The sequence below is a fragment of the Kitasatospora viridis genome (assembly GCF_007829815.1).
In the GTDB taxonomy this organism is placed as follows: domain Bacteria; phylum Actinomycetota; class Actinomycetes; order Streptomycetales; family Streptomycetaceae; genus Kitasatospora; species Kitasatospora viridis.
Genome location: NZ_VIWT01000005.1, coordinates 44,027 through 57,168, shown reverse-complemented (window position 1 = coordinate 57,168; position 13,142 = coordinate 44,027). Strand labels below are relative to the sequence as shown.

Below are 13,142 nucleotides of genomic sequence, written 5' to 3'. Positions count from 1 at the left end.
GGCGTGGGGTGCCCACCGGCCGGCCGCGCCGGGTTCCGACGCCGTGGGGGTGTCGGGGCCCGGTCGATTAAGCGGCTGCGCAAGAGAGTAGGAGCACGTGGCCATGACAACAATGGGCCGCCCAGGAAACACGCAGAATCCACGCAGCTTGGCCGGTACCGGCCCCTGCCCTGCACCCGCGTCCGCATGTCCCACACCTGACCGGGTGTCGCACGACGTTTCGACACCGCACGGAAGTGCAGCCCGACTGCACACCCGAGTACGCGCGGGCGGCCCGTGCGGGTCCGCTCGAACGGTCCATCAGGACGGCCCGCGAGGGCGGTCCGCCAGGACGGCCCGCCCGGATAGTCTGCGGCCATGGACGCCCACGACTCACTGCTCGAACTCATCGGCAACACACCGCTGGTGCGGCTGCGCACGCCCGACGCGGGCCGCGGTGCCACCGTCTACGCCAAGCTCGAATACCTGAGCGCGGGCGGCAGCGTCAAGGACCGGATCGGCCTGCGGATGATCGAGGAGGCCGAGAAGTCCGGCGAACTGCGGCCCGGGGGCACGGTGGTCGAGGCCACCTCCGGCAACACGGGTGCGGGGCTGGCCATGGTGGCCGCCGCGAAGGGGTACCGGGCGATCGTCGTGCTGCCCGACAAGAGCAGTGCGGAGAAGATCGCCACGCTGCGCGCCTACGGCGCGGAGGTGGTCGTCCGGCCCGGCGGGCTCGCGCAGCACGACCCGGAGCACGTGGTCAACGTCGCCAAGCGGATCGCCGAGGAGACCCCCGGCGGCTGGTTCTCCGGGCAGTACGACAATCCGGCCAACCCGGCCGCGCACTACCTGACCACCGGCCCCGAGATCTGGCGGCAGACCGCGGGCCGGGTGACCCACCTGGTCTCCTGCGTGGGCACCGGCGGCACGATCAGCGGCACCGGACGGTTCCTCAAGGAGGCCAGCGGCGGCACGGTCCGGGTGATCGGCGCCGACCCGACGGCCTCGGTCTACTCCGGCGGCGACGGGCGCCCCTACTTCGTCGAGGCGGCCGGGCGGTTCCGCCACCCCGAGACGGTCGAGGACGTCTGGCCGGACTCGTTCCACCAGGACGTGGTGGACGAGATCCTGCCGGTCGCCGACCGCGACGCACTGCTGACGATCCGTCGGCTGGCCCGCGAGGAGGGCCTGCTGGTCGGCGGCTCCTCCGGCACGGCGGTGGCGGCGGCCCTGCGGGTGGCCGCCGGCCTCGGACCGGAGGAGCTGGTGGTGGTGATGCTGCCGGACTCCGGGCGGCAGTACCTCTCCAAGTACTTCAACGACGAGTGGATGCTGCGCAATGGCTTCCTGGACGGCGACCCGGGCGGGCCGCGGGTCGGCGACGCGGTGCCCGCCGAGCTGCGCGAGCAGCCGCTCCCCTACCTGCACCACCACGCCACGGTGGCCCAGGCAATCGACGCGCTGCGCGCCCGGGCGGCCGCGGGCGCCGAGCCGGTGCTGCCGGTCGGGCCGGCGCCGGTCGGACCCGGACGCCAGCCCACGGCGCCCGAGCTGGTCGGCGCCGTCCGGCTGGCGGAGCTGACGGCGGCCGTCGCACAGGGCTCGGCAGCACCGGGCGACCCCGTCGGCGAACACCTGGGCGCACCGCTCCCCCGACTCGGCACCGGCGAGGACGCGGCCGCCGCGCTGGCCGAACTGACGGGGAGCGGCGAGGCGTTGGCGGTGGTGGTGCACGACGGTCACGGGGTGGGGCTGATCGGGGCGGACGCGCTGCGCGCGTTGCTGGGGTCGGGCTGAGGGATCCGGGCAGGGGGCCGGGCAGGGATCCGAGCGGTGCCGATCGGCTCGTCTTCCTGACCCCGGTGCCGCCCAGGCGGGAATGCCGGGGCGGCCCCCGGTGGTTGATCCGCACGTGACCACAGTGACGCCCGCGCTGCGCCTCTCGGTGCTGGACCGCTCCCGGATCAGGCAGGGGCGGCCTCCGGCGGAGGCGCTGCGCGAGACGGTGGGGTTGGCGCGCGAGGTGGAGCGGCTCGGGTACCACCGGTTCTGGGTCGCCGAGCACCACGGGGTGCCGGGGGTGGCCGGGTCCGCGCCCACCGTGCTGGCGGCGGCCGTTGCCTCGGCGACCAGCCGGATCCGGGTCGGCACCGGCGGCGTGATGCTCCCCAACCACCAGCCGATGGTCGTCGCCGAGCAGTTCGGCGTGCTCGCCTCGCTCTTCCCCGACCGGATCGACATGGGCCTGGGCCGCTCGGTGGCGTTCACCGACGGTGTGCGGCGCGCGCTGGGCCGCGAGAAGGACGCCGCCGACCACTTCGCCGAGCAACTCGACGAGCTGCTCGGCTACTTCGACCCGGCGCCGGGCTCCCGGACCGAGGTGCACGCCCGGCCCGCCGAGGGGTTGCGGGTGCCCGCCTTCGTGCTCGCCACCGGCTCGGGCGCGGACATCGCCGCCGCGGCCGGCCTGCCGCTGGTGATCGGCGGCCCGGGCGGGCCGGAGGCGGTGATCGCCGCCGTCGACCGCTACCGCGAGCGGTTCCGCCCCTCCGCTCGGGCCGCCGAGCCCTACGTGGTGCTCTCCGGCAACGTGGCCGTCGCCGGGAGCGCCGAGGCGGCCCGCGAGCTGCTGGTCTCCGAGGCCTGGTCCAGCGCGTACGCCCGCACCCACGGCGAGTTCCCGCCGCTCGCCCCGGCCGCCGAGGTGCTGGCCCGGACGATGAGCCCGCGCGAGCGCGCCGCCTTCGAGCAGGCGCTCACCGGGCACATCGCGGGCCCGCCCGGGCAGGTGGTGGCCGAGCTGCGCGCCCTGCTGGCCCGCGCCGGCGCCGACGAGTACCTGGTCACCACCCACGCCCATGACCGGGCCGCGCTGCTCGACTCCTATCGGCTGCTCGCCGAGGCGGCCGGCCTGGCTCCGCAGCCGGACTGACGTACCGTCAGTACCGGGCTTCCGCTCGGCGGGACGGATCCGCGCAGGTGAGGGGTTCCCCGGGGTACCGGAAGGCGGTAGGGTCAGCGCCCGATGACTTCGTGTTCACGACGAACTGCCACGGGTGGGACATGGACTTCGAGCCGGGCTCCCGGCCGCCGCGCGGGGCGGTCTTCTTCGACGTCGACGGGACCCTGGTCCCCGGCACCAGCTCCGGCGCCCACCTGGCCGGCCTGCTGGGCCACACCGAGGCTCTCACCCGAGCCGAAGCCGCCTATTCCGCTGGTGAACTGACGAACCATCAGGTCTGTGACATGGACGCGCTGGGCTGGCGGGGCCGTTCCGAGGCCGAGGTGCGCGAACGGCTGGCGAGCCTGCCGCTGGTCGACGGCATCGCCGAGACCACCGCCTGGTGCCGCCGGAACGGGCTGCTCCCGGTGCTGGCCACCCTGGCCTGGCAGAGCGTGGGCGTCCACCTGGCCGACCGGTTCGGCTTCCAGGCCTGGTGCGGGCCCGAGTTGGAGACCGTCGGGGGCCGCTACACCGGACGCGTGGTCCGCTACTTCGACGAGTACGGCAAGCGCGACTTCGCCCTCGGCCACGCCGCCACCGCGGGGCTGTCCGCCGCGCGGTGCGCCGCGGTCGGGGACAGCCGGTCCGACCTGCCGCTGTTCCGGGAGGTCGGCCTGGCGCTCGCGTTCAACGCGGACCCGGCGGCCGAGGCGGCCGCCGACCACGCCGTCACCGGTTCCGACCTGCGGGCCGTACTGCCGCTGCTGGCAGCCTGGTTGGCCACTGACGGGCGCTGAGCCCAGCCGTTCGGTCCCCCGACCGGTCAGCCCTCCCCGTCGCCCCGCCCGGGCGCGACCAGGCCGGTCTCGTAGGCGAGCACCACGGCCTGCACCCGGTCGCGCAGGCCGAGCTTCGACAGGATCCGGGCCACGTGGGTCTTCACCGTGGTCGGGCTGAGCACCAGTCGCTCGGCCAGTTCGGCGTTGCTCAGGCCGCCCGCCATCAGCCGCAGCACCTCCAGTTCACGGGCGGTCAGCTCGGCCAGGTCGCGGTGCAGGGTGTTGCGCCCCTCGTCGCGGCGGGCGAACCGGGCGATCAGCCGGCGGGTGATGGCCGGGGCGAGCAGCGCGTCGCCGGAGCGGACCAGCCGCACCGAGGCGAGCAGGTGCTCCGGCGTGACGTCCTTGAGCAGGAAGCCGCTGGCTCCGGCCTCCAGCGCGGCGTACACGTAGTGGTCGAGGTCGTAGGTGGTCAGCACCAGCACCTTCGGCGGGGCCACCGGCTCCTCGGCGCCCGGGCTGGTGCCGAGGATGTGCCGGGTGGCCTCCAGACCGTCCATCTCGGGCATCCGGATGTCCATCAGCACCACGTCCGGCCGGGTCCGGCGGACCGCGGCGACCGCCTCCAGGCCGTTGGTCGCCTCGGCCACCACCTCGATGCCGTCACTGGCCAGGATCATCCGGAAGCCGGTGCGGACCAGCATCTGGTCGTCGGCGATCACGGCGCGCAGCGGTGCGCCCGTACCGGTAGCGCTGTCCATCTGTTCTCCCCCTTCACCCGGCGCGCCAGCGCAGCCGGGCCTTGACCAGGTAGCCGCCGCCGATCCGGCGCCGGGCGTCCAGCTCCCCACCATAGAGGGCCAGCCGCTCGCGCATCCCGAGCAGGCCGCGGCCGCCGCCGGTGGCCGCCTGCGGACCCGGAGTGCCGGCCGTGTTGACCACCTCGATCTCCAGGAAGTCGCCGTCCGGCGCCACCGAGACCGTCGCGCTGGCGCCCACCGCGTGCTTCATCACGTTGGTCAGCGCCTCCTGCACCACCCGGTAGGCCGTCAGGTCGGCCCCGGCGGGCAGCGGTTCGGCCGGCAGCGCCAGCGCCAGCTCGACCGGCAGCCCGGCCGCCCGGACCCGGGCCACCAGGTGCTCCAACTGGTCCAGGCCGGGCTGCGGTTCCAGCTCCGGCTCACCGCCGGCGGCCGCCTCACCACTGGCGGAGGCGGCCAGCAGGCCCATCACGTGGCGCAGTTCGGCCATCGCAGCGCGCCCGGCGGCCTCGACCGCGAGCAGCGCCTCACGGGTCTGCTCGGGCGAGCTGTCCAGCACCCGGCGGCCCGCGCCGGCCTGGATCACCATCATGCCGACGTTGTGGGTGACCACGTCGTGCAACTCGGCGGCGATCCGGGCCCGTTCCTCCTCCAGTGCGCGGGCGGTGGCCTCGGCCTGCTCGCGCTCCAGTTCGGCCAGCCGCCGGGCGTTCTCCCGCACCGCCCGGCGGTAGTAGTGCACGGCGCCGACCACCAGCGCGCCCAGGTTGATCCACACGGCCGGGCGGGTCGGATCCACCGGCAGGCCGGGCGTCGCGCCCTGGCCGGAGGCCGCGACCAGCGCGCCGAGCAGGAAACTGCCCAGCGCCGACGGCAGGTTGGGGCTGTACCGGATCGCGCTCCAGGCCGCGACGACGAGCCCCACCGACGTCGCGAAGCCCGTGTACGCCTGGGCGCTGACCGCGGCCACCAGCACCACCCAGTAGACCGCCAGCGGGTAGCGGCGGCGGGCCGCCAGCGGCAGCGTGGTGAGCACCAGCAGCAGGTAGTCCCGGGCCTCCAGCGGCACCGGCATGCTGGGGACGTCGAACTGCGAGGGGCAGAACGGCGCCGACGGGTCGAACGCCGGGGGCGGCGCGAGGGGCGACGAGACGACGGACTGCTCGCCGAGCGAGGCGTGGGTGCCCCGCGCGATCGCCGCGACGGTGAGCAGCAGCACGCCCAGCGTCTCGATGAGCAGCACCCGGGGGCCGGGCCAGCGGGTCTTGCGGTCGCGGCGCAGCGCCTCGCGCATCAGGTGCCGCCAGCCGGGCGGCGCGTCTTCGATCAGCACCGGCACATTGTGCCGACGGAGCCCACCGGTCCGCATCCGTCCAGCCGCCGGTCCGGCCGACCGCGCGGCGTACTCCTGGAGGATGACCCCGGCGCGGGTCCTCCCGGCGGAGGACGGATTGTCGGTGCGGCGGGCGACGCGCCCGCCCGCGGCCCGCTCCTACCGTCGTCTCCGACAGCCGGAACCCACGAAGAGGACGGAACACCCCGATGCCCCAGGTGATCGAACTGGCCGAGGCGGCCAGGCAGTACGACGCGGACGGCGCCCCCGCGCTCGGCCCGCTCACGCTGGCCGTCGAGGCGGGCGAGGCGCTCTCGGTGACCGGCCCCTCGGGCAGCGGCAAGTCCACCCTGCTCAACCTGGTGGCCGGGTTGGACAAGCCGGACTCGGGCAGCGTCACAGTGGCCGGGGAGCGGATCGACCGGCTCTCCGAACGGGCGCTGGCCCGGTTCCGCCGGGACCGGATCGGCATGGTCTTCCAGTTCTTCAACCTGCTGGACGACCTCACGGTGACCGACAACGTCCTGCTGCCGGCCCAACTGACCGGCCGGACCGGGCGCGCGGCCACCGCCCGGGCCGCCGAACTGCTGGAGACCCTGGGCATCGCCCGGCACGCCAAGGCCTACCCGGGCCGGCTCTCCGGCGGGGAGCGGCAACGGGTCGCGGTGGCACGGGCGCTGATCAACCGTCCGGACCTGCTGCTGGCCGACGAGCCGACCGGCGCGCTGGACACCGCCTCCGGCGCCGAGGTGCGCGACCTGCTGACCGACCTGAACCGGTCCGGCCAGACCGTGCTGCTGGTCACCCACGACCTCGCGCTGGCCGAGGCCTGCGCGAGCCGGCGGCTGCACCTGGTGGACGGCCGGATCGCCGCGGACCGCGCGGTGGTGGCCCGATGAGCCGTCACCGACTGCTGCGCCGCGGCGCGGTCGCCACCGTGGTCCGCGCCGGGGTGGCCCGGCGCAAGCTGCACACCCTGGTGCTGGCCCTGGTCACCCTGGCCGCCGTCACCTCGGCCGTGGTGGCCGGCTCGCTGCTGGCCGCCTCCGCCGCCCCGTTCGACTCCGCCTTCGCCCGGCAGCGCGGCGCCCAGCTCGCCCTGCGGCTGGACGCCGGCGCCGCCGCCCCGGACCGGCTGGCCGGCACCGGGCGGCTGCCGGGGGTCACCGCGACCGCCGGTCCGTTCCCGAGCGCCACCCTCACCCCCGAGCTGACCGGCCACCAGCCCGGCCCGCAGCTCTACCTGGTGGGCCGGCCGGCACCCGACGGCCCGGTGGACGACCTCACCATGGTGCTCGGCCACTGGCCCACCGCCCCCGGCCAGGTGGTGGTCTCCACCTCCTACAACGGCCCGGACTTCGCCCTCGGCAGCACCCTGACCACCACCGCCGGCAGCACCCTGACCGTGGTCGGCCTGGCCTCCTCGATCACCGGCAGCGCCGACGCCTGGGCGCTGCCCGCCACCGTCACCGCACTGCCGGACGGCGGCCGGCAGGAGCAGCAGCTCTACCGCTACACCGGCACGCCCGACCAGGCCCGGATCGACGCCGACCGGGCCGCGCTGACCGCCGCGCTGCCGGCCGGCGCGGCGCTCGGCACCCAGTCCTACCTGGACGCCAAGCTGGTCGCCGACGAGAACGGGCAGTCCATCGCGCCGTTCCTGCTGGCCTTCGGCGGGCTGGGCCTGGCGATGTCGGTGATCATCGTGGCCAGCGTGGTGAGCGGCGCGGTCTCCGCCCGGCTGAGCCGGATCGGGGTGCTCAAGGCGCTCGGGTTCACCCCCGGCCAGGTGGTCCGGGCCTACCTGATGCAGGCGCTGCTGCCGGCCGCGCTGGGCGCGCTGCTCGGCGTGCTGGCCGGCAACGTGCTGGCGGTCCCGCTGCTGCGGGAGGACCAGCAGACCGGCGCCGGTACCTCGCTGACGGTCTCCTGGTGGGTGGACGCGCTGGTCGGCGGCGGCACGCTGCTGGTGGTCGCGCTGGCCGCGCTGCTGCCCGCGCTGCGCGCCGGGCGGCTGAGCGCCGTGGCCGCGCTGTCCGTCGGCCGGTCGCCGCGCAGCGGGCGCGGCCGGTGGGCGCACCGGCTGACGGCCCGTCTGCCGCTACCGCGGCCGGTCCGCTACGGTCTGGCCGGCCCGTTCGCCCGGCCGCTGCGCTCGGCGGCGCTGGTCGCCGCGGTGGCCGCCGGCACCGTCGCCGCCACCTTCGCCACCGGGCTGACGGCCTCGGCGAACGCCATCGGCGGCTCCCGGGACGTGGCCGCCGGATACTCCGTCACCGTCGATCCGCTGGTCTTCCCGGCCGGCGGGCCCGGGCAGGGCGGCCCGGGCGGCGGGGCCGACCCGGTGCCGCTGGACACCGCGCAGGAGGCCCGGCTGGTCGCCGCGGTCAAGGCCCAGCCGGGCACCCGGACCTACTTCGCCGTCACCGGTGTGCAGGGCCAGGTCTCCGGGGTCTCCGGCACCGTGCAGGCCACGCTCTACTCCGGCGACTCGCTCGCCACCGGCCCCGCCATGGTCGCCGGCCACTGGCTCACCGGCCCCGGGCAGGTGGTGGCCGCGCAGCACTTCCTGAACAGCACCGGCCACCGGCTGGGCGACACGCTGACCGTGACGGCGGGCGGGACCAGCGTCCGGGCGGTGATCGTCGGCACCGCGTTCGCCTCCGGCAACGGCGGCATGGGGCTCAGCGCCGACCTGCCCGAGTTGCAGGACGGGCCGACCGCGCCGCCGGTCTGGACCTACCAGGTCGCCCTGAAGCCGGGCACCGACCAGGCCGCGTACCTGAACGGGCTGAACGCCGCGCTGGCCCCGCTGGGCGTCTCCGCCGCCCCCCGGCAGAGCGAGACCCCGCACCTGGTGCTGATCGTGGACGCGATGGCCGCCATGCTCACCGCGATGCTGCTGCTGGTCGCCGGGCTCGGGGTGCTCAACGCCGTGCTGCTGGACACCCGCGAGAAGGTGCGCGACCTCGGGATCTGCAAGGCCGTCGGGATGACGCCGGGTCAGGTGATCGCCCTGGTGCTCACCTCGGTGGTCGGCGTCGGCCTGGTCGGCGGCGCGCTCGGGGTGCCGGGCGGCATGGCGCTGCACGCGCTGATCATGCCGATGGTCGGCCACGGCATGGACAGCCCGCTGCCCACCGTGGTCACCGCCGTCTACCACGCCCCGGAGCTGCTCCTGCTCGGCGCGGGCGGCCTGGCCGTGACCCTGCTCGGCGCCGCCCTGCCGGCCGGCTGGGCGGCCCGCGCCCGCACGGCGCAGGCGCTGCGCGCGGAGTGACCGACCGACGGACGACCGGCGGCGCGCGGCCCACCGAGGTGGGTCGCGCGCCGCCGGTCAGGTCGTGGGCGGAGCCGTGAGCAGTTCGATCAGCGTGCGCACCCCGAATCCGGTGCCGCCCGCGACCCACTCGCCGTCGTCCGCCTCGCACAGCGCCGTGCCCTGGATGTCCAGGTGCGCCCACGGCACGCCGGCCGGCACGAACTCGCGCAGGAACAGGCCGGCCAGCAGCGCGGTGCCGTGCCGGGTGCCGAGCGTGTAGTTGACCAGGTCGGCGACCTTCGAGCGCAGTTGGGGCCGGTAGGCGTCCGGCAGCGGGAGCGGCCAGAGCGGCTCGCCGGCCCGCTCGGCGGCCGAGGTCAGGGCGTCCAGCAGGGCCCGGTCGGTGCCCATCACCGCGGCGATCCGGCGGCCCAGGGCGACGGCCGCCGCGTCCGTGAGGGTGGCCAGGTCGATGATCGCGTCGGGCGCGGTCTCGCCGGCCAGCACCAGGGCGTCGGCCATGATCAACCGCCCCTCGGCGTCCGCGTGGCAGATCTCCACGGTGGTGCCGTCCCGCATCACCAGCACGTCGCCGACCCGGATCGGATCGGCGTTCGGCATGTTCTCGGTCAGCGGCAGCCAGGCGTCCACCGCGACCCGGCAGCCGAGCGCGCCGAGCGCCGACATCGCGCCCAGCACGGCTGCCGCCCCGGCCATGTCGGCCTTCATGCCCGCCAGGTGGGCGTTCGGCTTCAGCGACAGGCCGCCGGCGTCGAAGGTGACGCCCTTGCCGACCAGCGCGATCCGCCGGCTCCAGCCGGCCGGCCGGTAGCCGAGCCGGACCAGCCGCGGCGGCAGCAGCGAGCCCCGGCTGACGCCGAGCAGCCCGCCCAGCTTCTCGGCCGCGATCCGCTCCGCGTCCCAGACCTCGCAGACCAGGCCGGAGCGCTCGGCCACCGCGGCGGCGCGTTCGGCGAAGACCGGCGGGGTCAGCGCCTCGCCCGGCTCGTTGACCAGGTCGCGGGCCAGCAGGACGGCTCCGGCCAGGTCGCACCCCTCGGCCACCGACCGGCGGGCCGGCTCGGTGTCCGGGGCGAGCAGGTCGATCCGCTGGTGCGGCGGTGCCTCGGCCGTGCTGCGGTACTTGACGAACCGGTAGCCGCCGAGCACGTAGCCCTCGACCAGCGGCCGCAGCGGCACTGCGGCCGGCGGGTGCACGGCGAGGTGCCGGTACGGCCGGACGGCCCGGGCCAGCCCGGCGGCGGCGGTGCGGACCGCCGCCGCGGCCGCCGCCGGCCCCGCGCCGGCCGGCGGGCGCGGACCCAGCCCGAGCAGCACCGTCGCCGGGGCGCCGGGCAGGTGCAGCACCTGGCCGAGGCCGCCGGCGAAGCCGGCCGCCGCCAGGTAGGCGGGTGACAGGCCGTCGGCCAGCGCGGCGGGCAGGCCGTCCAGCGGCTCCCCCGCCCACACCGGCCGCACCACGGCCTCGGTGTCCGGGTGCGGTGCCGCGCGCAGCTCCCAACGGACCGTCATGATCGTGCCTCCCGGTCGGTCGGACAGGTCGTCACGGCTGGATGGGTCCGACGGACCGTCATGACGTCGCCGTCCGGCGCGCCTCGCCCCAGGCCTCCAGGTCGGCCAGGTACGTGCGGGCCAGCTCGCCCATCCCGCCGGCCCCGCCGACCTGCGCCCAGCCGCGGGCGGCCGAGATCGCGAACGGGTCGAGCCGCAGCGCCTGGAGGTAGCAGTCCTCGGCGAGCACCGGCAGGTCGGCCCGGCGCAGGCACTCGGCGGCCGAGGCGTACCCGAGGGCGGTGGAGACCGGGCCCAGCCGGGCGGTGCGCAGGTAGCCGTCCGCCGCCTCCCGGGGCAGGCCGCGCCGCAGCAGGCTCTCCGCGACCTCGATGTGGGTCTTGGGCTCGTAGCGGTCGAGCTCCAGCGCCTCGGCGACCAGCCGGTCGCCCCACTCGTCCTCGCCGAACGCGTAGCACTCCTTGGAGCGGCTCTCCACGCACGCCCGCAGGTTCTCGCGCTTCAGGAACTCCTGGTACTCGCCCTCGGCCGGTGCCAGCCTGGCCAGCTCCTCCGCCCGGTCCATGTCGCGGCCCAGCCAGGCCCGGTCCTTGACCATGAACGGCACGAAGCTGACGCTGCGGTAGAAGCGGCTCTCCATCATGGTCTTCTCGAACGGCGAGTAGCCCGGGTCCGCCAGCAGCTCCGCCAGCGCGGCGGCGCCCGTCTCCCGCCACCGCCGGGCCTGCTCCACCGACTTGGTCTCGCGGGCGTGGAACACCACCGCGAACACGGCGATCACGAACCGCAGGTGGGTGGGGCAGGCGGGGTGGTCGGCGATCGCGAAGGAGGTATGCGGCGCGGCCACCGCCGTGCCCACGGCGGCCACGTAGCGGACCGTGTCGCGCCAGTGGTGCAGGCGCAGTTCGGCCGGGGTGCGCAGGTCCTCCGCCGGGCGGGGCGGGATCAGCTCCAGCACCAGCCGGGCGAAGCCGATCCGGTACAGCACCACGCCGACCTGGTGCTGCTGTTCGGTGTCGAGCTGGTCGAAGTCGGCGACCCAGGCGCAGAGTCGGTCCCACTGCGGGGTGCGCAGCCGGTCCGGCAGGTCGGCCGGATGGGCGACGGCGAACTCCGTCAGGCCGGACTCGCGGATCAGGTTGCCCCGGAAGGCGGGCGGCATCAGGCGCTGCCAGTTCACCTCCGGGCGCTCCCCGCGCTCGGCGAACACGTAGGCCAGGCTGGGCAGTCGGGCGTAGAGGCCGGGCGACTCGGACTCGCCCAGGTTGAAGTAGGAGGCGTACATCCGGTAGTGCCAGTTGTTGGCGTAGGGCCGCTGCGGGTCGCGGGTGGCGGCGCGCGCCACCAGCTCGGCGAGCGGCTCGTCGCCGTCCTGCCGACAGGCCGTCACCAGGGCGTCCCGGGTCGCGGAGGCGCGCGGCGCGGCCCGGAAGGCGCGCTCGTCCAGCACCCGGGCGAACTCCCGGTGGCCGAGCTCGCGGGCGCAGCCGGCGGCCCGCAGCAGGGCGAAGGCGGTGCCGAACGGGCCGAGCCGGGCCGCGTGCAGGTAGCCGGCCAGCGCCTGCTCGTGCTCACCCGCCCGCTCGTGGGACTGCGCGGCCTGCATGCGGATCTTCACGTCCCACGGGTCGAGCGCCAACCCCTCGGCCAGCGCCTCCCGTTCGGCCTCGGTGTCGCCGAGCCGGACGGCGATCTCCAGGGCGCGGTCGACCAGTCGGCGCCGGGTCTCCAGCAGCACCAGGGCGTCGTCCTCGTCCGGCGCCGCCAGGCCGGCCACCTCCTGCCGCACCCCGGCCAGCAGTGCCCGGGCGCCGGCGAAGTCCTGGTGCCGCTCGGCGGCCATCACCTCGCGCAGCGCCAGGCGGGCGGTGAGCACGGTGCGCTCGAAGGCGGTGAGCTCGCCCTCGATCTCCTTCAGCAGTTCGCGGGCCCGCTCCAGCAGCTGCGGCGCGGCCGCGTCGTCACCGGCGTGCCGGGCCAGCAGGTAGCCCCAGCCGGCCACCGCCTGGACGTGGGCGACGGTGGGCGCGGGCCGCTCGACCAGCGGCCGGTAGGCGGCCGCGGTGCGCTCGGAGAGCCCCTCGACGGCGAACAGCGCGACCGCGCGGGCCGCCTGCAGCCCGGCCGCGACCGGGTCCTGGCAGCGCTCCGGCGAAAGGTCCGCCGGCAGCACGTCCTCGAAGACCGCCGCGGGCAGGCAGGCGGCGACCAGCCAGTGCGCCAGGCCCGCCCGGTCCACCTGGTCCAGCTCGGTGTGCCGCCGGTGGGCTGCTGCGAGCCGCCGCCACGCGGGCGAGGCCAGCTGGTCCGGCAGGTCGCCCGGCCGGGCGGCCCGGTAGGCGGTCAGCCGGGACTCCTCCACCAGCAGCCGCCGGTAGCTCGCCGGCATGGTCATCCCGAATCGCAGCGCGGTGGGCGAACGCCGTTCGAAACGCCGGGCGGCCAGTACGGCGGCCCGCGCCTGAATGACCGTCGCCGCCGATTCCGCGCCGTCGAAATACGGCCGGTGCACCTCGAAGGTGAGCCAGCTCGGCGCGTTCACCCCGAC

At 75.9% G+C, this 13,142-nt stretch carries 9 protein-coding genes; 5 read left to right on the top strand and 4 right to left on the bottom strand.

Annotation, left to right across the window (positions count from 1 at the left end; translation table 11 throughout):
- The first annotated feature begins 357 nt into the window (after positions 1-357).
- The 3 genes from FHX73_RS36885 to FHX73_RS36875 all read left to right on the top strand — a co-directional run bounded on the left by FHX73_RS36885 (position 358) and on the right by FHX73_RS36875 (position 3,723).
- Complete coding sequence (locus FHX73_RS36885) at positions 358-1,779, top strand: pyridoxal-phosphate dependent enzyme (protein ID WP_145910419.1); 1,422 nt, start codon at positions 358-360, stop codon at positions 1,777-1,779.
- Between the two features lie 115 nt (positions 1,780-1,894).
- Entirely contained in the window at positions 1,895-2,914 is a 1,020-nt protein-coding gene (locus tag FHX73_RS36880; protein WP_145910418.1) for an LLM class flavin-dependent oxidoreductase, read from the top strand.
- A 101-nt stretch (positions 2,915-3,015) separates the two neighbouring features.
- The gene (locus FHX73_RS36875) at positions 3,016-3,723 is read left to right on the top strand and encodes an HAD family hydrolase (RefSeq protein WP_342795356.1); all 708 of its coding nucleotides are present in this window, start codon (positions 3,016-3,018) and stop codon (positions 3,721-3,723) included.
- Between the two features lie 26 nt (positions 3,724-3,749).
- Here the strand turns inward: FHX73_RS36875 and FHX73_RS36870 are convergent, their stop codons facing one another.
- Complete coding sequence (locus FHX73_RS36870) at positions 3,750-4,466, bottom strand: response regulator (protein ID WP_145910417.1); 717 nt, start codon at positions 4,464-4,466, stop codon at positions 3,750-3,752.
- A gap of 13 nt (positions 4,467-4,479) precedes the next feature.
- Positions 4,480-5,799, bottom strand: a complete 1,320-nt coding sequence (locus FHX73_RS36865; protein ID WP_211786453.1) for a sensor histidine kinase — start codon at positions 5,797-5,799, stop codon at positions 4,480-4,482.
- Between the two features lie 209 nt (positions 5,800-6,008).
- Between FHX73_RS36865 and FHX73_RS36860 the strand changes: the two genes are divergently transcribed.
- Together FHX73_RS36860 and FHX73_RS36855 are read left to right on the top strand one after the other, a co-directional pair.
- Positions 6,009-6,698, top strand: coding sequence for an ABC transporter ATP-binding protein (locus FHX73_RS36860; protein ID WP_145910416.1), 690 nt, complete (start codon positions 6,009-6,011; stop codon positions 6,696-6,698).
- The gene (locus FHX73_RS36855) at positions 6,695-9,079 is read left to right on the top strand and encodes an FtsX-like permease family protein (RefSeq protein WP_145910415.1); all 2,385 of its coding nucleotides are present in this window, start codon (positions 6,695-6,697) and stop codon (positions 9,077-9,079) included. Before FHX73_RS36860 ends, FHX73_RS36855 begins: the two co-directional genes overlap by 4 nt.
- Before the next feature lie 57 nt (positions 9,080-9,136).
- Here FHX73_RS36855 and FHX73_RS36850 read toward each other — a convergent pair whose 3' ends face one another.
- Entirely contained in the window at positions 9,137-10,594 is a 1,458-nt protein-coding gene (locus tag FHX73_RS36850) for a leucyl aminopeptidase (RefSeq protein WP_145910414.1), read from the bottom strand.
- Between the two features lie 58 nt (positions 10,595-10,652).
- Complete coding sequence (locus FHX73_RS36845) at positions 10,653-13,136, bottom strand: tetratricopeptide repeat protein (protein ID WP_145910413.1); 2,484 nt, start codon at positions 13,134-13,136, stop codon at positions 10,653-10,655.
- Between the last annotated feature and the right edge of the window lie 6 nt (positions 13,137-13,142).